This is a genomic window from Azospirillum sp. TSH58 (assembly GCF_003119115.1).
Taxonomy (GTDB): domain Bacteria; phylum Pseudomonadota; class Alphaproteobacteria; order Azospirillales; family Azospirillaceae; genus Azospirillum.
This window is the reverse complement of the sequence record NZ_CP022363.1, coordinates 302,947-323,383: the sequence shown is the minus strand read 5'-3', so window position 1 is coordinate 323,383 and position 20,437 is coordinate 302,947. Positions and strand designations below refer to the sequence as shown.

Below are 20,437 nucleotides of genomic sequence, written 5' to 3'. Positions count from 1 at the left end.
CTCAGCTCCGGATGAAGGCCAGCAGTTCCTCGTTCACGACGTCCTTGTGGGTGGTGCACAGGCCGTGCGGGGCGCCGGAGACGATCTTCAGCGTGCCCTTGGGCAGCATGGCGGCGGCGGCCTTGCCGGTGGTGGCGAGCGGGACGATCTGGTCGTCGTCGCCATGCAGGACCAGCGTCGGAACGATCATCTTCTTCAGATCGTCGCGCTGGTCGGTCTCGGAGAAGGCCTTGACGCACTCGTACTCGGCCAGCAGGCCGCCCATCATCCCCTGCATGCAGAAGCTGTCGATCACGCCCTGAGACGCCTTGGCGCCGGGACGGTTGTAGCCGTAGAAGGGGATCGTGAGATCCTTGAAGAACTGGGAGCGATCGGCCTTCACGCCGGCGCGGATGCCGTCGAACACCTCCATCGGCACGCCGTCCGGGTTCCAGGCGGTCTTCACCATGATGGGCGTGATGGCGCCGATCAGCGCCGCCTTGGCGACACGCGACACGCCGTGGCGGCCGATGTAGCGCGCGACCTCGCCGCCGCCGGTGGAATGACCGACATGGACGGCGTTCCTCAGGTCCAGCGCCTCGGTGACCGCGGCCAGATCGTCGGCGTAATGGTCCAGATCGTTGCCGAATCCCGGCTGCGACGACCGGCCATGGCCGCGGCGGTCATGGGCGATGGTGCGATAGCCGTGCTGGGCCAGGAACATCATCTGGTCCTCGAAGGCGTCCCCGGTGAGCGGCCAACCATGGCTGAAGACGACGGGCTGTCCGGTCTGCGGGCCCCATTGCTTGACGTGGATATGAACGCCGTCCTTGGTGGTGACGTGGCTGCCCTGGAGCATGGGTCTCGTTCCTTCGGTCAGGTCTTTGGAGTCGGTCGGCTGGACCGGTCGCGGCCGTCGTGATGGCCGGAGGGTAGCGGAAGCGCTGCGGGCTTGATTGTCTCTTCGGAACGGATTTTGTCGGTTCTGAACATCCCGCAGGCCGAAGGAGGAAACGATCCCGTCCCTCGCACGGCCTGTTTCGACTCCCCTCGCACCGGCCCGGCGCCGCCGGTGGCGCGGCGGCCGGACGTCCGCCCGTCCGCCGATCGGTCGTCGGTGGAGCCCGAGTCGCCGCCTCGGCGGCCGTCGGACGGCATCGATCCATCGGTTCGCCATCGGTGGAGCGGCTTTGAAGCCGCTTCGGTGTTCGGCCGGTGCTTCCGATGGGACCGGCTGCCCGACGGACACGCCGGCAGGAGCGTTTCGTGTTTGTTCTGTTCGGGACAGCGCTTCTCCGCCCCACTGGAAACCCTTGGTTTCAAATTCAACCGGATGAGGGCACCTGTCCGTGTGTCATATCCGGTTGCGACGGATGCATACGTGCTTTCGCGGTACGCAAGAAACTATTGGAAAAGTAAGGATTTTTGCGGGCGCGCCCCGACCTTATCAACCAACGAGGCAACTCGCATGCTTCACATGTACCAATAATTAGGCCTTAATAATGCACAGATTCACCTGATGAGACCGGTGTCCGAGCCGGCTGTGTGACGCGAGGGCTGAAAGACCGTGGCGAATCCGACCTTCACCATGATCGGCACCAACAGCTTCGGCCTTTCCGACACCGGAAGCGAGGCCGCGCCGGTGCTGGTCGACCTTGATGGTGATGGCGATCTCGACCTCCTGGTCGGCAACGCGGACGGGAACACGCTCTTCTTCCGGAACACCGGAACGACGCTGTCGCCGACCTTCACGCTGGACAGCACCAACCCGTTCGGGGTCACCAACGTCAGCGCGGGCGGCGCGCTTCCCGGATTGGCGGATATCGACGGCGACGGCGATCTCGACCTGTTCATCGGCAATCATGCCGGGACCACCCTGTTCTTCCGCAACAACGGGACCTCAGCGCAGACGCCGACCTTCTCGCTGGAGGGCACCGGCCTGTTCGGCATTCAGAGCGCTGGCAGTTACGGGGCGCCGAGCTTCGCCGACCTGGACGGCGATGGCGACCTCGACCTGCTGATCGGCAATTCGAGCGGGGACATTTTCCTTTACCGCAACAACGGCTCGACGCTGGCGCCGACCTTCTCGCTGGAAGCAACCAATCCTTTCAGTGTGCCCCGCGACATCGATGGCTACGCGTCGCCCGCGCTGGCGGACATCAACGGGGACGGTTTCGTCGACCTCATCACCAAGAGCACCGTCTACGTCAACGTCGGTACGGCGGCGGCGCCGACCTTTTCGTTGCTGGCCACGAATCCCTACGGAGCTCTCGGCCCCGGAGCGTACCCGCGGCCGACCCTGGGCGATCTCGACGGCGACGGCGACATTGATCTGGTGGTCGGCGTGGACGGGGGCGATGTGGAGTATTTCCGCAACGTCGCCCCAGTGATCGTGACGCTGGACAATGGCGGAAACACGATCGCGCTGTCGCAGATCAACACGCTGACCGGCGGCACCGGCATCGACGTGGTGTCGCTGGTCGACATCGGGGCGACCTACATCGTCTCCGGGATCGAGACGCTGACCGGCAGCACCGCCACCGACTTCGTGATTCTTGGCAGCGGCGGCAACACGCTTCTGGTGAGCGGGGTCGAGACGCTGACCGGCGGTGCGGGCACCGACGTGGTGACGCTGGGCTCCCTGGGCAAAACGATGCTGGTGGGCGGCGTCGAGACGCTGACCGGCGGCATCGGCACCGATGCGGTGACGCTGGGCAGCAGCGGCAACACGATGCTGGTTGAGGGCATCGAGACGCTGACCGGCGGCATCGGCACCGACGTGGTGACGTTGGGCGACAGCGCGGGCAACACGCTGACCGTGTCGAAGCTGGAGACGCTGACGGGCGGCGTCGGCACCGATGTGGTGACCCTGGGCAGCGGCGGCAACACGGTGCTGGTGACCGGCGTCGAGACGCTGACGGGCGGCACCGGCACCGACGTTGTGACTCTGGGCGGCGGCACGGTCTTGGTCCGGTTGATTGAGCAACTGATTGGCGGCTCCGGTACGGACAACGTGACGTTGGGCACCGGCGGCAATTCGTTGCTGATACGGGGCGTCGAAACTCTGACTGGCGGTGCCGGCACCGATGTGGTGACGCTGAGCAGCGGCGGCAACACGGTGGCGGTGAGTCTCGTCGAAACGCTGATCGGTGGCACCGGCGCCGACATCGTGAGCCTCGACAGCAACGGCAACACGCTGTTGGTGCGGTTGACCGAGACGCTGATCGGCGGGGCCGGCGCCGATTTCGTGACGCTGGGTATCGGCGGCAACACGGTGTCGGTGAGTCTGGTCGAAACGCTGATCGGTAGCACCGGCTCCGACACCGTGAACCTCGACGGCAGCGGCAACACGCTGACGATCCGGCTGTTGGAGACGGTGATCGGCGGGGCCGGCACCGACGTCGTGACCGTGGGCACCGGCGGCGCCACGCTGCGGTTGACCGGCGTCGAGACCCTGGTCGGCGGTTCCGGCACCGACGTGGCGACGCTGCTCACGGGTGGGAACACATTGACGGTGTCCCTTCTGGAATCGTTGATCGGCGCCTCCGGCGTCGACGTCGTGATGCTGGACGGCGCCGGCAGCACCATGCTGGTGAACGCTCTGGAAACGGTGATCGGCGGCACCGGCACCGACGTGCTAACGGTCTCCGCCTCCGGGTTGACCGTGCTGGTCAGCGGCATCGAGACTTTGAACGGCAACACCGGCTTGGAGATCGTGACGCTCGGCGACGGCGGCAACGCGATGTCGGTGTCCCGGCTGGAAACCCTGACCGGCGGATCCGGCACCGACGTGGTGTCTTTGGGCACGACGTGGGGCAGCACCATGCTGGTGAGCCACGTCGAGACGTTGATCGGAGGCATCGCGACCGACGTCTTGACGCTGGGCAGCGGCGGCAACACCATCGAGGTGTCGCGGGTCGAGACGTTGTTTGGCGGCTCCGGTACAGATGTCGTGACGCTGGGCAGCGGCGGCAACACGCTGCTGGTCCGGTTGCTGGAGACGCTGACCGGCGGTTCCGGCACCGACGTCGTGACGTTCGGCACCGGCGGCAACGTGATGACGGCGAGCGGTGTCGAAACGATCAAGGGCGGCAGCGGCCTCGACATCGTGACGCTTGGCGACAGTGCCGGCAACACGCTCACAGTGTGGCGGATCGAGACGCTGATCGGCACGTCCGGCACCGACCTGGTGGAACTGGGCAGCGCCGGCAACACGCTGCTGGTGGACGGTGTCGAGACGGTGGTCGGCGGCATCGGCGTCGACTTGGTGGCGTTGGGCAGCGCCGGCAATACGCTGCTGGTGAGTGGTATCGAGACGCTGGTCGGCGGCATTGGCGCCGACGTGGTGACGCTGGACGGTGTGGGCAACACGCTGCTGGTCAGCGGCGTCGAGACGCTGACCGGCGGCGCCGGCACCGACGTGGTGACGCTGGACGGCGCCGGCAGCACCCTGGCGGTGACGCTGCTGGAAACTCTGATCGGCGGCGTCGGCACCGACGTGGTGACCTTCGCCCCGGTCGGCAACCAGGGATCGCTGTTCGTTTCCGGCGTTGAAACCGTCTACACGCCGTTCCAGACGCTGACGCTCAACGGCGTTGACACGCTGATCGTCCTGCCCGCCAGCCCGTCCACCCCGGCGCTGAGCCCGGCCTCGGACGGCGGCGTGCCCGGCGACGGGCTGACGAATGCGGCTCAACCCACCCTGACGGGAACCGCCGAAGCCGGCAGCGTCGTGCATCTGTACGGAAACGGCGTTGAGATCGGGACGGGTACGGCCGATGGCTCCGGCGCCTGGTCCGTGATCCCCGGCACGACGCTTGCCGACGGGGATTGGACTCTGACGGCCAAGGTGGTGCTGTCCGGTGTCGAGAGCGGGGCGTCGGGCTCCCTGCTGGTGACCATCGACACCGGGGCCAACGCTCCAACCAGCCTTGCTTTGACGACGGCGTCGAACAGCGGGTCCACCTCCGACACGCTGACCAGCGTCACAACCCCCGTCATCACCGGGACGGTGGCCGAAGCTGGCGTGATCGTTCTGTACGAGGGCGCGACGGCCCTGGGCACGGTGACCGCGGGTGCGGCGGGTGCCTGGAGCCTCACGGTTGCTTCGCTGAGCGATGGCGCACACACGCTGACCGCCACGGTGACCGACGCGGCGGGCAACACATCGTCCGCCTCGACGGCGCTGACCGTGACCATCGACAGCGGGGCCAACGCTCCGTCTGGCTTGGCGCTCGCCACTGGCTCGAACAGCGGGTCCACCTCCGACACGCTGACCAGCGTGGCGGCTCCCGTCATCACCGGCAGCGTTACCGAAGCTGGCGTCGTGGTGCTGTACGAAGGCACGACGGCCCTGGGCACGGTGACCGCGTCCGCGGCGGGTGCGTGGAGCCTCACGGCGGCCTCGCTGAGCGACGGGGCGCACACGCTGACCGCCACGGTGACCGATGCGGCGGGCAACACCTCCACGGCCTCGACCGCGCTGACCGTGACCATCGACACTGGCGCCAACGCTCCGTCCGGCTTGGCGCTCGCCGCTGGCTCGAGCAGCGGCTCGACCACGGACACGCTGACCAGCGTCACAACTCCCGTCATCACCGGGACGGTGGCCGAAGCTGGCGTGATCGTTCTGTACGAGGGCGCGACGGCCTTGGGCACGGTGACCGCGGGTGCGGCGGGTGCGTGGAGCCTCACGGCGGCTTCGCTGAGCGATGGCGCGCACACGCTGACCGCCACGGTGACCGACGCGGCGGGCAACACCTCGTCCGCCTCGACCGCGCTGACCGTCACCATCGACACCGGGGCCTCTGCCCCGACGGGCATCGCATTGGCGACGGGCTCGAACAGCGGGTCCACGTCCGACACGCTGACCAACGTGGCGGTACCGGTGATCACCGGCAGCGTTACCGAAGCTGGTGTGGTCGTGCTGTACGAAGGCGCGACGGCCTTGGGCACCGTGACCGCGTCCGCGGCGGGTGCGTGGAGCCTCACGGTGGCTTCGCTGAGCGACGGCGCCCACACGCTGACCGCCACGGTGACCGACGGGGCGGGCAACACCTCCACGGCCTCGACCGCGCTGACCGTGACCATCGACACCGGGGCCTCTGCCCCGACGGGCATCGCATTGGCGACGGGGTCGAACAGCGGCTCGACGTCCGACACGCTGACCAACGTGGCGGCCCCGGTGATCACCGGGACGGTGGCCGAAGCTGGTGTGGTCGTGCTGTACGAAGGCGCAACGGCCTTGGGCACGGTGACCGCGGGTGCGGCGGGTGCGTGGAGCCTCACGGCGGCCTCGCTGAGCGACGGGGCGCATACGCTGACCGCCACGGTGACCGATGCGGCGGGCAACACCTCCACGGCCTCGACCGCGCTGACCGTGACCATCGACACCGGGGCCAACGCTCCGTCCGACTTGGCGCTCGCCGCTGGCTCGAACAGTGGCTCGACGGCAGACACTCTGACCAACGTGGCGGCTCCCGTCATCACCGGCAGCGTTGCCGAAGCTGGCGTGATCGTTCTGTACGAGGGCGCGACGGCCCTGGGCACGGTGACCGCGGGTGCGGCGGGTGCGTGGAGCCTCACGGCGGCCTCGCTGAGCGACGGCGCGCACACGCTGACCGCCACGGTGACCGATGCGGCGGGCAACACATCGTCCGCCTCCACCGCGCTGACCGTCACCATCGACACCGGGGCCTCTGCCCCGACGGGCATCGCATTGGCGGCGGCGTCGAACAGCGGGTCCACGTCCGACACGCTGACCAACGTGGCGGTACCGGTGATCACCGGCAGCGTTACCGAAGCTGGCGTGATCGTGCTGTACGAGGGCGCGACGGCCCTGGGCACGGTGACCGCGGGTGCGGCGGGTGCGTGGAGCCTCACGGCGGCCTCGCTGAGCGACGGCGCTCACACGTTGACCGCCACGGTAACCGACGCTGCGGGCAACACCTCGTCCGCCTCGACCGCGCTGACCGTGACCATCGACACCGGGGCCAACGCTCCGTCCGGCTTGGCGCTCGCCGCGGGCTCGAACAGTGGCTCGACGGCAGACACTCTGACCAACGTGGCGGCTCCCGTCATCACCGGCAGCGTTGCCGAAGCTGGCGTTGTGGTGCTGTACGAGGGCACGACGGCCCTGGGCACGGTGACCGCGGGTGCGGCGGGTGCGTGGAGCCTCACGGCGGCCTCGCTGAGCGACGGCGCGCACACGTTGACCGCCACGGTGACCGATGCGGCGGGCAACACATCGTCCGCCTCCACCGCGCTGACCGTGACCATCGACACCGGGGCCAACGCTCCAACCAGCCTTGCATTGGCGACGGCGTCGAACAGCGGGTCCACCTCCGACACGCTGACCAACGTGGCGGCTCCCGTCATCACCGGCAGCGTTGCCGAGGCTGGCGTCGTGGTGCTGTACGAGGGCGCGACGGCCCTGGGCACGGTGACCGCGTCCGCGGCGGGTGCGTGGAGCCTCACGGCGGCCTCGCTGAGCGACGGCGCGCACACGCTGACCGCCACGGTGACCGATGCGGCGGGCAACACCTCGTCCGCCTCGACCGCGCTGACCGTGACCATCGACACCGGGGCCAACGCTCCAACCAGCCTTGCATTGGCGACGGCGTCGAACAGCGGGTCCACCTCCGACACGCTGACCAACGTGGCGGCCCCGGTGATCACCGGCAGCGTTGCCGAAGCTGGCGTGGTCGTGCTGTACGAGGGCGCGATGGCCCTGGGCACGGTGACCGCGGGTGCGGCGGGTGCGTGGAGCCTCACGGCGGCCTCGCTGAGCGACGGCGCGCACACGTTGACCGCCACGGTGACCGACGCGGCGGGCAACACCTCGTCCGCCTCCACCGCGCTGACCGTTACCATCGACACCGGGGCCTCTGCCCCGACGGGCATCGCATTGGCGGCGGCGTCGAACAGCGGATCCACGTCCGACACGCTGACCAACGTGGCGGCTCCCGTCATCACCGGCAGCGTTGCCGAAGCTGGCGTTGTGGTGCTGTACGAGGGCACGACGGCCCTGGGCACGGTGACCGCGGGTGCGGCGGGTGCGTGGAGCCTCACGGCGGCCTCGCTGAGCGACGGCGCGCACACGTTGACCGCCACGGTGACCGATGCGGCGGGCAACACCTCGTCCGCATCCACCGCGCTGACCGTGACCATCGACAGCGGGGCCAACGCTCCGTCCGGCTTGGCGCTCGCCACTGGCTCGAACAGCGGCTCGACGTCCGACACACTGACCAGCGTCACAACCCCGGTCATCACCGGGACGGTGGCTGAGGCTGGTGTGGTCGTGCTGTACGAGGGCGCGACGGCCCTGGGCACGGTGACCGCGGGTGCGGCGGGTGCGTGGAGCCTCACGGCGGCCTCGCTGAGCGACGGGGCGCACACGCTGACCGCCACGGTGACCGATGCGGCGGGCAACACCTCCACGGCCTCGACCGCGCTGACCGTGACCATCGACACTGGCGCCAACGCTCCGTCCGGCTTGGCGCTCGCCGCTGGCTCGAGCAGCGGCTCGACCACGGACACGCTGACCAGCGTCACAACTCCCGTCATCACCGGGACGGTGGCCGAAGCTGGCGTGATCGTTCTGTACGAGGGCGCGACGGCCTTGGGCACGGTGACCGCGGGTGCGGCGGGTGCGTGGAGCCTCACGGCGGCTTCGCTGAGCGATGGCGCGCACACGCTGACCGCCACGGTGACCGACGCGGCGGGCAACACCTCGTCCGCCTCGACCGCGCTGACCGTCACCATCGACACCGGGGCCTCTGCCCCGACGGGCATCGCATTGGCGACGGGCTCGAACAGCGGGTCCACGTCCGACACGCTGACCAACGTGGCGGTACCGGTGATCACCGGCAGCGTTACCGAAGCTGGTGTGGTCGTGCTGTACGAAGGCGCGACGGCCTTGGGCACCGTGACCGCGTCCGCGGCGGGTGCGTGGAGCCTCACGGTGGCTTCGCTGAGCGACGGCGCCCACACGCTGACCGCCACGGTGACCGACGGGGCGGGCAACACCTCCACGGCCTCGACCGCGCTGACCGTGACCATCGACACCGGGGCCTCTGCCCCGACGGGCATCGCATTGGCGACGGGGTCGAACAGCGGCTCGACGTCCGACACGCTGACCAACGTGGCGGCCCCGGTGATCACCGGGACGGTGGCCGAAGCTGGTGTGGTCGTGCTGTACGAAGGCGCAACGGCCTTGGGCACGGTGACCGCGGGTGCGGCGGGTGCGTGGAGCCTCACGGCGGCCTCGCTGAGCGACGGGGCGCATACGCTGACCGCCACGGTGACCGATGCGGCGGGCAACACCTCCACGGCCTCGACCGCGCTGACCGTGACCATCGACAGCGGGGCCAACGCTCCGTCCGGCTTGGCGCTCGCCACTGGCTCGAACAGCGGCTCGACGTCCGACACACTGACCAGCGTCACAACCCCGGTCATCACCGGGACGGTGGCTGAGGCTGGTGTGGTCGTGCTGTACGAGGGCGCGACGGCCCTGGGCACGGTGACCGCGGGTGCGGCGGGTGCGTGGAGCCTCACGGCGGCCTCGCTGAACGACGGCGCGCACACGCTGACCGCCACGGTGACCGATGCGGCGGGCAACACCTCCACGGCCTCGACCGCGCTGACCGTGACCATCGACACCGGGGCCTCTGCCCCGACGGGCATCGCATTGGCGACGGGGTCGAACAGCGGCTCGACGTCCGACACGCTGACCAACGTGGCGGCCCCGGTGATCACCGGGACGGTGGCCGAAGCTGGTGTGGTCGTGCTGTACGAAGGCGCAACGGCCTTGGGCACGGTGACCGCGGGTGCGGCGGGTGCGTGGAGCCTCACGGCGGCCTCGCTGAGCGACGGGGCGCATACGCTGACCGCCACGGTGACCGATGCGGCGGGCAACACCTCCACGGCCTCGACCGCGCTGACCGTGACCATCGACACCGGGGCCAACGCTCCGTCCGACTTGGCGCTCGCCGCTGGCTCGAACAGTGGCTCGACGGCAGACACTCTGACCAACGTGGCGGCTCCCGTCATCACCGGCAGCGTTGCCGAGGCTGGCGTCGTGGTGCTGTACGAGGGCGCGACGGCCCTGGGCACGGTGACCGCGTCCGCGGCGGGTGCGTGGAGCCTCACGGCGGCCTCGCTGAGCGACGGCGCGCACACGCTGACCGCCACGGTGACCGATGCGGCGGGCAACACCTCGTCCGCCTCGACCGCGCTGACCGTGACCATCGACACCGGGGCCAACGCTCCAACCAGCCTTGCATTGGCGACGGCGTCGAACAGCGGGTCCACGTCCGACACGCTGACCAGCGTCACAACTCCCGTCATCACCGGGACGGTGGCCGAAGCTGGCGTGATCGTGCTGTACGAAGGCGCGACGGCCTTGGGCACCGTGACCGCGTCCGCGGCGGGTGCGTGGAGCCTCACGGTGGCTTCGCTGAGCGACGGCGCCCACACGCTGACCGCCACGGTGACCGACGGGGCGGGCAACACCTCCACGGCCTCGACCGCGCTGACCGTGACCATCGACACCGGGGCCTCTGCCCCGACGGGCATCGCATTGGCGACGGGGTCGAACAGCGGCTCGACGTCCGACACGCTGACCAACGTGGCGGCCCCGGTGATCACCGGGACGGTGGCCGAAGCTGGTGTGGTCGTGCTGTACGAAGGCGCAACGGCCTTGGGCACGGTGACCGCGGGTGCGGCGGGTGCGTGGAGCCTCACGGCGGCCTCGCTGAGCGACGGCGCGCACACGTTGACCGCCACGGTGACCGATGCGGCGGGCAACACATCGTCCGCCTCCACCGCGCTGACCGTGACCATCGACACCGGGGCCAACGCTCCAACCAGCCTTGCATTGGCGACGGCGTCGAACAGCGGGTCCACCTCCGACACGCTGACCAACGTGGCGGCTCCCGTCATCACCGGCAGCGTTGCCGAGGCTGGCGTCGTGGTGCTGTACGAGGGCGCGACGGCCCTGGGCACGGTGACCGCGTCCGCGGCGGGTGCGTGGAGCCTCACGGCGGCCTCGCTGAGCGACGGCGCGCACACGCTGACCGCCACGGTGACCGATGCGGCGGGCAACACCTCGTCCGCCTCGACCGCGCTGACCGTGACCATCGACACCGGGGCCAACGCTCCAACCAGCCTTGCATTGGCGACGGCGTCGAACAGCGGGTCCACCTCCGACACGCTGACCAACGTGGCGGCCCCGGTGATCACCGGCAGCGTTGCCGAAGCTGGCGTGGTCGTGCTGTACGAGGGCGCGATGGCCCTGGGCACGGTGACCGCGGGTGCGGCGGGTGCGTGGAGCCTCACGGCGGCCTCGCTGAGCGACGGCGCGCACACGTTGACCGCCACGGTGACCGACGCGGCGGGCAACACCTCGTCCGCCTCCACCGCGCTGACCGTTACCATCGACACCGGGGCCTCTGCCCCGACGGGCATCGCATTGGCGGCGGCGTCGAACAGCGGATCCACGTCCGACACGCTGACCAACGTGGCGGCTCCCGTCATCACCGGCAGCGTTGCCGAAGCTGGCGTTGTGGTGCTGTACGAGGGCACGACGGCCCTGGGCACGGTGACCGCGGGTGCGGCGGGTGCGTGGAGCCTCACGGCGGCCTCGCTGAGCGACGGCGCGCACACGTTGACCGCCACGGTGACCGATGCGGCGGGCAACACCTCGTCCGCATCCACCGCGCTGACCGTGACCATCGACAGCGGGGCCAACGCTCCGTCCGGCTTGGCGCTCGCCACTGGCTCGAACAGCGGCTCGACGTCCGACACACTGACCAGCGTCACAACCCCGGTCATCACCGGGACGGTGGCTGAGGCTGGTGTGGTCGTGCTGTACGAGGGCGCGACGGCCCTGGGCACGGTGACCGCGGGTGCGGCGGGTGCGTGGAGCCTCACGGCGGCCTCGCTGAACGACGGCGCGCACACGTTGACCGCCACGGTGACCGATGCGGCGGGCAACACCTCGTCCGCCTCGACCGCACTGACCGTGACCATCGACACTGGCGCCAACGCTCCGTCCGACTTGGCGCTCGCCGCTGGCTCGAACAGTGGCTCGACGGCAGACACTCTGACCAACGTGGCGGCTCCCGTCATCACCGGCAGCGTTGCCGAAGCTGGCGTTGTGGTGCTGTACGAGGGCACGACGGCCCTGGGCACGGTGACCGCGGGTGCGGCGGGTGCGTGGAGCCTCACGGCGGCCTCGCTGAGCGACGGCGCGCACACGCTGACCGCCACGGTGACCGATGCGGCGGGCAACACATCGTCCGCCTCCACCGCGCTGACCGTCACCATCGACACCGGGGCCTCTGCCCCGACGGGCATCGCATTGGCGGCGGCGTCGAACAGCGGGTCCACGTCCGACACGCTGACCAACGTGGCGGTACCGGTGATCACCGGCAGCGTTACCGAAGCTGGCGTGATCGTGCTGTACGAGGGCGCGACGGCCCTGGGCACGGTGACCGCGGGTGCGGCGGGTGCGTGGAGCCTCACGGCGGCCTCGCTGAGCGACGGCGCTCACACGTTGACCGCCACGGTAACCGACGCTGCGGGCAACACCTCGTCCGCCTCGACCGCGCTGACCGTGACCATCGACACCGGGGCCAACGCTCCGTCCGGCTTGGCGCTCGCCGCGGGCTCGAACAGTGGCTCGACGGCAGACACTCTGACCAACGTGGCGGCTCCCGTCATCACCGGCAGCGTTGCCGAAGCTGGCGTTGTGGTGCTGTACGAGGGCACGACGGCCCTGGGCACGGTGACCGCGGGTGCGGCGGGTGCGTGGAGCCTCACGGCGGCCTCGCTGAGCGACGGCGCGCACACGTTGACCGCCACGGTGACCGATGCGGCGGGCAACACATCGTCCGCCTCCACCGCGCTGACCGTGACCATCGACACCGGGGCCAACGCTCCAACCAGCCTTGCATTGGCGACGGCGTCGAACAGCGGGTCCACCTCCGACACGCTGACCAACGTGGCGGCTCCCGTCATCACCGGCAGCGTTGCCGAGGCTGGCGTCGTGGTGCTGTACGAGGGCGCGACGGCCCTGGGCACGGTGACCGCGTCCGCGGCGGGTGCGTGGAGCCTCACGGCGGCCTCGCTGAGCGACGGCGCTCACACGCTGACCGCCACGGTGACCGACGCGGCGGGCAACACCTCATCCGCCTCCACCGCGCTGACCGTCACCATCGACACCGGGACACCGTCTGTTGCCATTGCGCTGAGCAAGACGACGATCGGGCCGGGGGAGACGGCAACCGTCACCTTCACCTTCAGCGAGGCGCCGGTTGGCTTCTCCCTCTCGGCCGTTGGCGCCCAGAACGGAACGCTGTCGGATCTGGCGGTCATGCCCGGAAGCGACGGGCTGGTCTATACGGCCATCCTGACCCCAAGCGTGGAAACGGTTGCTTCCGACAGCCGGATCACCGTGGCAACGGGGTGGAGTGACACCGCCGGAAACAGCCCGGTGGGCAGCGTGACCTCGGTCGGCTACGCCATCGACACCCGGAGTCCGTCCGGCAACAGCACCCCCGTGATCGGCGGCGCGGTGGCCGGGCAAGCGACCAACGATATCGTCAGCCGCCTGCCCTTCGCCACCATGACCGTTGCCGACAACGAGGCCGGCCAAGCCCAGACGGTCGTGGTGACGGTCCGCGGTTCGGGCGGCACGGTCGGCGACGCCACCGGCGCCTTCACCGCCGCCAGCCTCTCCGCCAGCGGCTTTGCCAAGGCGGCCGCCGGCACCTACACCCTGACCGCCGGCTCCGCGGCGGCGGCCCAGGCCGCCCTGCGGCTGCTCGACTTCCAGCCGGTGGCCAACCGGGCGGCTCCCAGCTCCCAGGAGACCACGGCCTTCACCGTGACGGTCACCGATGCGGACGGCGCTTCGGCGACGAACAGCACGACCAGCGTCAACGTTCTGTCGGTCAACGACGCCCCGGTGCTGGCCCAGGCGCTCGGCACCCGCAACGTGGACCAGGGGCAGGCCTTTTCCTTCACCGTTCCGGCGGGAGCCTTCACCGACGCCGACACCGGCGACAGCCTGACCTTCAGCGCGACCAGCGGCGACGGTTCGGCGCTGCCCGCTTGGCTCAGCTTCGACGCGGCCACCGGGCGCCTGTCCGGCACGCCGGGCAACGCCGATGTCGGCACCCGGACGGTGCGCGTCACCGCGACCGATTCCTCCGGCGCGACGGTTTCGGACCTGCTGACCATTCAGGTCGCCAACGTCAACGACGCGCCGGTCGCGGCGAACGATGCGGGCGACACCGACCGGCTCACCCCGGTCACGGTGGTTGCGGCGAGCGGCGTGCTCGCCAACGATACGGACCCCGACGTCGGCGACCGTCTGGCCGTCAGCGCGGTTAACGGTGACGCCGCCAACGTCGGCCGGGCGATCACCCTGGCCGGCGGCGGCCGGCTGACCCTGAACGCCGACGGCGGCTACAGCTTCGACCCGGCGGGCGGCTACGGCACGCTGCTGTTCGGCCAGACCCGGCAGGAGACGGTCAGCTACACCGTCACCGACCAGTCCGGCGCGACCTCCACCGCGACGCTGACCATCACCGTGCGAGGGGTCAACACCGCCCCGGCGGTGCAGGAGGCCAAGCACGTCGCCATCGACCAGAATTCCAGCCGCGTCGGCCTGTCGATCGACAAGCCGGTCGACCCGGAGGGCGATCCGCTGACCATCACGGTCACCGGTCTGCCGACGGTCGGGACGCTCCAGCGCTACGACGGCACGGCGCTCGCCGTCGGCGACACGCTGACGCCCGACCAGCTCGCCGCGGTGATCTACACGCCGCCCTTCGGCGCCACCGGGGCCGCCGGGTCCTTCAGCTACGCCGTGTCCGACGGGACCAATCTGGTCGGCCGGGCGGTGACGATCAGCCTGACGCCGGTGCAATGGCTGAGCCTCACCCCGTCCAGCCTGTCGATCGCGGAGGGCAACGGCGGCTCCACCGGCCTGACCTACACGATCACCCGGCGCGGCGACACTTCGGGCGCCACCACGGTCAAATGGCAGGTCGACACGACCGGCTTGAGCGGCAGCCTCGCCGACGCGGCCGACTTCGGCGGCACGCTGCCCAGCGGCACCGTCACCTTCGCCGCCGGCGAGACCAGCAAGACCATCACCGTTCCGATCAGCGGCGACCGGCAGGTGGAGGGCAACGAGCAGTTCCGGGTGCTGCTCTTCTCCCCCTCGACCACGGTGGCCGACGCCAAGATCACGGTGGAGAACGCGACGGCGATCGGCACCATCCTCAACGACGACCAGGCCGCCACAGTCGCCGCGGTGACCGGCCCGGCCGCCGGCCGCTATCTGGCGGCGCGCGGCGATACGCTGGACTTCACCGTCGCCTTCAGCGACGCGGTCAGCGTCTCCGGCACCGGGGCGCCGCGGCTGGCCCTGACCATCGGGACCCAGACCCGCTACGCCACCTTCCTCCGCGTGGACTCCGGCAAGCTGGTGTTCCGCTACGCCGTCGGCGCGGACGACTTGGACAGCGACGGCATCGTGGTCGCCGGGACCATCGACCTGAACGGCGCGCAGATCCGCGACAGCGCCGGCAACGCCGTGACCAGCCTCGGTTTCGGCAGCGCGGCGCCGGCCACCGGCCATGTGCTGGTCAATGTCCGTGGCGGCCACGCCATCGACGGCTACATCGCCGGCGCCACGGTGTTCGCCGACGCCAACGCCAATGGCCAGCTCGACGCCGGCGAGGCGTTCGGGACCACGAACGCGGTGGGGAGCTGGTCGATCCCCGGCGGGTCCGGCCCCATCGTCATGATCGGCGGCACCGACATCTCGACCAACCTGTCCTTCACCGGCGTCTACGAGGCGCCGGGCTCGGCGTCCGTCATCACGCCGCTGACCACCATCATCATGGGCATGGCGGGGCTCGCCGGAACGGACAGCGAGATCGCCGCGGCGGCGACCGAGTTGAAGAGCAAGCTCGGCCTCGACGCCGGCCTCGACCTGCTCAGCTACGACCCCATCGTCGCGGTGACCACGGCCGGGGCGGACGCTGCGGCCATCGCGGCGGCGCTGAAGACCCAGGCCGCCGCCGCCAGCATCGCCAACGTGATCGTCCAGGGCAGCGCCGTGCTCGCCGGGGTGGTGATCGGCACGCCGCGGGCCAGCGGCGTGATCGGGCGGGCGCTGGTGGGTGCCATCGCCGACGCGATCAAGGCCGTCCCGGCCGGCGGCACGATCGACCTCGCCGACCCGGCGGTCCTGGCCGCCATCCTGGCCGTCGCCGGGGCGCGGATCGGGGCCGTGGACAGCGCGAAGCTGGCCGCGGTGACGAACGGGGCGGCCAACGTCATCGCCGCGTCGAACGGCGCGGTGATCACCGCCGGCACGACCAACAGCGGCGGCATCGACGGGCTGACCCAGATGGCCCAGGCCCAGGTGGTGGCGCAGGGCACGGCGGCGGACGAGCTGCGCAGCGGCACCGCCGCGGGCGACGTGTCGGGTGCCGTCACCGCCTTCACCGGCACCAACCTCCAGCAGCAGATCAGCGTGGCCCAGGTGGCCGTGGTCGTCCCGTCGCGCCTCGCCATCGCGGCGACCGACGCCGACAGGCGCGAAGGTGACAGCGGCACGACCGCCTTCACCTTCACCGTCACCCGCGCCGGCAACACGAGCGGCGCCCTGACGGTGGATTGGGCGGTCGCGGCCGGCGCCGGGTCGGCGGGCGCCACGCTCGACGCCGCCGACTTCGGCGGGACCCTGCCGTCGGGCAGCGTCTCCTTCGCCGACGGGGAGGCGACCAAGACCATCACCATCCTGGTGTCGGGCGACACGGACATCGAGCCGGACGAGACCTTCACCGTCACCCTGTCCAACCCGTCGGTCGCGGCGACGGCGATCGAGACGGCGTCGGCGTCGGGGACCATCCGCAACGAGGACCCGATCGACCCGAAGCTGACCCTGCCCACCTCCCCGACGGTGGTGGCGGGAACGGCCGCGGCGATCGCCGGGCTGTCGGTGATGGACGGCGACAGCGCCACGGTGACGGTGACCCTGACGCCCGGCCACGGCAGCCTCGGCCTTGCCGGCCCCGCCGCGGTCAGCACGGCCGGCGACGGCACCGTGACGGTCAGCGGCAGCGTGGCCGACGTCAACACGACGCTCGCCTCGCTGGTCTTCACCGGCTCCGGCGGGCAGACGGCGGGCAGCATCGCGGTGACGGTTGCCGACGGCGATCCCGCGACGCCGGACGCCTCGGGCACGCTGGCCATCGCCATCCAGTCGCCGCCGGCCAACGTGCTGCCGAGCAGCCCGACCCTGGTCGCCGGCCGGTCGACCGAGGTGCTGGGGCTGGAGATCACGGACATCGACGGCGGCACCATGACCGTCGTGCTGACGCCGACCAACGGCACCCTCACCCTGCCGCTCCAGGGCGCGGCCACGGCGAGCGACCTCGGCAACGGCAAGATCCGGCTCACCGGCTCGCTGGAGGACGTGAACCGCACCCTGCAGCAGCTTGAATTCACCGCGTCGCGCAACGTCACCAGCGCGTCGATCCGCTTCGAATCGTCCGACGACCAGCCGCTGACCCCCGACGCCGACAGCCTGCTGGTCATCGGCGTGCTGTCCTCGCCGGAGCACAGCGCGCCCGCCACCCTGTCGGTGGTCTCCGGCGTGGCGACGGCGGTGACCGGCCTGTCGGTCAGCGATTACGACAGCCCGAACCTTCAGGTCACGCTGACCCCGACCAACGGCGCGCTGGCTCTGACGGCGCAGGGCGGGGTGACCCTGACCCAGCCCTCCGCCGGGGTCTGGCGCCTGCTCGGCACGCAGGCCGACATCACGGCCACGCTGGCCACCCTGACCTTCACCGGAACGGCGGGCCAGACCTCCGGCACGATCCGGGTGACGACCAGCGACCTCGGCACGCTGACGACCGACGCCGAGGCGACCATCGCGGTGACCATCGCCGATCCGGCGACCCTGGCCGCCCCGACGCTGACCCTGCCGCAGCCGATCACCCTCGACCAGGGCCTCGCCACGGCGCTGACGGGCATCCAGGTCACCGATCCGGACAGCCCGGCGGTCACGGTGACCCTGACCCCGTCCCAGGCGACCCTGGGGGCCACGGCGGCGGGACAGGCCAATGTGGCGACGGCGGGGGACGGAACGCTGACGATCAGCGGGTCGGTCGCCGACGTGAACGCGACCCTCGCCGCCCTGCGGATCACCGGCGGCGCCGCCGCCACGGCGACCGTCGCGGTGACCGTGAGCGACGGCGTGACCACGCCAGCGACGGGAACGCTGACGCTGCCGATGGTGGACGTCACCCCGCCGGGCCGCCCGGCGATCACCACGGTGAGCGCGGACTCCGCCGGCACGCTGCCGGTGACGGTCACCAGCACCAACCGCAACCGGCTGTTCGTGCGCGGCACGGCGGAAGCCGACAGCCGGGTCGTCCTGTCTGACGGAGGGACGGAGCTGGCGACGGTCACCGCCGACGGGCAGGGCGCCTGGGTCGCCGATCTCAGCGCGACGCCGCTGGCGGACGGCACGCACGCCTTCACCGCGCGGGCAACCGACGCGGCGGGCAACAGCGGTCCGGCGTCCGGCGCCCTGTCGGTGGTCATCGACACCATCGCCCCGACGGCGCCGTCGGTGGCCTTCAGCGACGCCTCCATCGACCAGGCCAAGCAGAGCAGCGTCGGCTTCCTCCTCTCCGGCGGCGAGACCGGGGCGACCTACCGCTGGACGCTGTCCTCCTCGGGCGGCGGCGGGCCGCTGACCGGGACCGGAACGCTCACCGGGGCGGGCGGTGCGGTGGGCGGGATCGACGTGTCCGGCCTGCTCGACGGCACGCTGTCCCTGTCGGTCACGCTGACCGACGCGGCGGGCAACGTCTCGGCGGCCGGGACGGCGACCGCGGCGAAGGCGGCGGGAGCGGTGGTGGACGGCACGCAGGTCCAGACGCTCGCGTCGCAGTCCGACGGACGGGCCTTCAGCACCGTGGTGGTCCAGGCGCCCGCCGTCGGCCGCGTGGAGGATCCCGGCAGTCCGAACGCCGGGTTGGCCGACGTGGCGCTGGTCCGCGAGACGGTGACCGATTCCACCACCGGACAGCCGGCGCTGGTGACCACGCTGCAGGTCGGCCTGCCGACCGGCGTCGGCGTTACGGCGAGCGGCCCGGCGGCCCGCGAGGGCGCGACCCTGGCGCAGGCCGACCTGATCCAGGCGATCGAGGCGCGCACGACGGCGGGGTCGGTCTCGCGGTCCGACCTGTCCAGCGGCGGCGCCCGCTATCTGAGCATGCTGTCGCAGCAGACGTCCCTGCTGCTGCGCACGCTCGCCTTCACCGCGCCCGGCGTGCCGGGGGCGGCGGTCCGGGTCACCGGCGCCGCGTCGGGCTCCACCATGCCGACGGCCCTGGTCATCGACACGACCGGGGCCGCGGGACCGCTGACCATCCAGCTCGACACCGTGTCGTTCGCCGCGGTCATCGGTTCGGCGACGCTGACCGGTGGCGAGGGCAACCAGGTGGTGTACGGCGATGCCAGCAGCCAGTCGATCATCCTCGGCCCCGGCGACGATCTCCTGTCGGGCGGCGGCGGCAACGACACGGTGGCCAGCACGCTCGGCAACGACACGCTCTATGGCGACGACGGCGACGACCTGATGCATGGGGGCGACGGCGACGACCTGATGGATGGCGGCGCCGACAACGACACGATGGGCGGTGGGGCCGGCAACGACACGATGGGCGGCGGAGCCGGCAACGACATCCTGATCGGTGAAGGCGGCAACGACGCTCTGTTCGGCGGCACCGGCAACGACACCCTCTTCGGCGGCGACGGCAACGACACGCTGTTCGGCGAGGGCGGCGACGACATCCTGTCGCTGGGAACGGGCAACGACCTCGCCGACGGCGGGGCGGGCAATGACACGCTGTTCGGCGAGGATGGCAACGACACGCTGTTCGGCGGGGCCGGCGACGACATCCTGTCGCTGGGGATGGGCAACGACCTCGCCGATGGCGGGGCGGGCAACGACACGCTGTTCGGCGAGGACGGCAACGACACGTTGTTCGGCGGGGCCGGCGACGATGTGCTGGTCGGCGGGGCGGGGGACGACCTCCTGTTCCTCGACCAGGGGGCCGACACGGTGTGGGGTGGTGCCGGGGCGGACATCTTCGCCCTCGGCGGGGCGTCCGGCGGGTCGATGGTGATGGATTTCACCGCGGGCACCGACCGGCTGGCGCTGTTCGACCCCTCGCTCGACCTCAAGAGCGTGATCGCGTCGGCGAGGGTCGTGAACGGCAACACCGTGCTCGATCTGCGGCCGGGGGTGAGCGTCACCATCGTCGGGCAGACCGGTGACGCCGCCCGCTGGTTCACCTGACGGGGAGGGGGCGGCCGCAAGCGCCCCCCTCCTTCCGCGCTGTTGGCCGCGGAAAGG

The 20,437-nt window shown here is 70.8% G+C and carries 2 protein-coding genes; one reads left to right on the top strand and one right to left on the bottom strand.

The window, feature by feature from the left end; all coding sequences use genetic code 11:
• Position 1 precedes the first annotated feature (1 nt).
• The gene (locus TSH58p_RS01340; protein ID WP_109072727.1) at positions 2-838 is read right to left on the bottom strand and encodes an alpha/beta fold hydrolase; all 837 of its coding nucleotides are present in this window, start codon (positions 836-838) and stop codon (positions 2-4) included.
• Between the two features lie 708 nt (positions 839-1,546).
• On the opposite strand from TSH58p_RS01340, the gene TSH58p_RS33770 reads away from it, so the two are divergent.
• Positions 1,547-20,380, top strand: a complete 18,834-nt coding sequence (locus tag TSH58p_RS33770) for an Ig-like domain-containing protein (protein WP_247895490.1) — start codon at positions 1,547-1,549, stop codon at positions 20,378-20,380.
• The last annotated feature ends 57 nt before the right edge of the window (positions 20,381-20,437 follow it).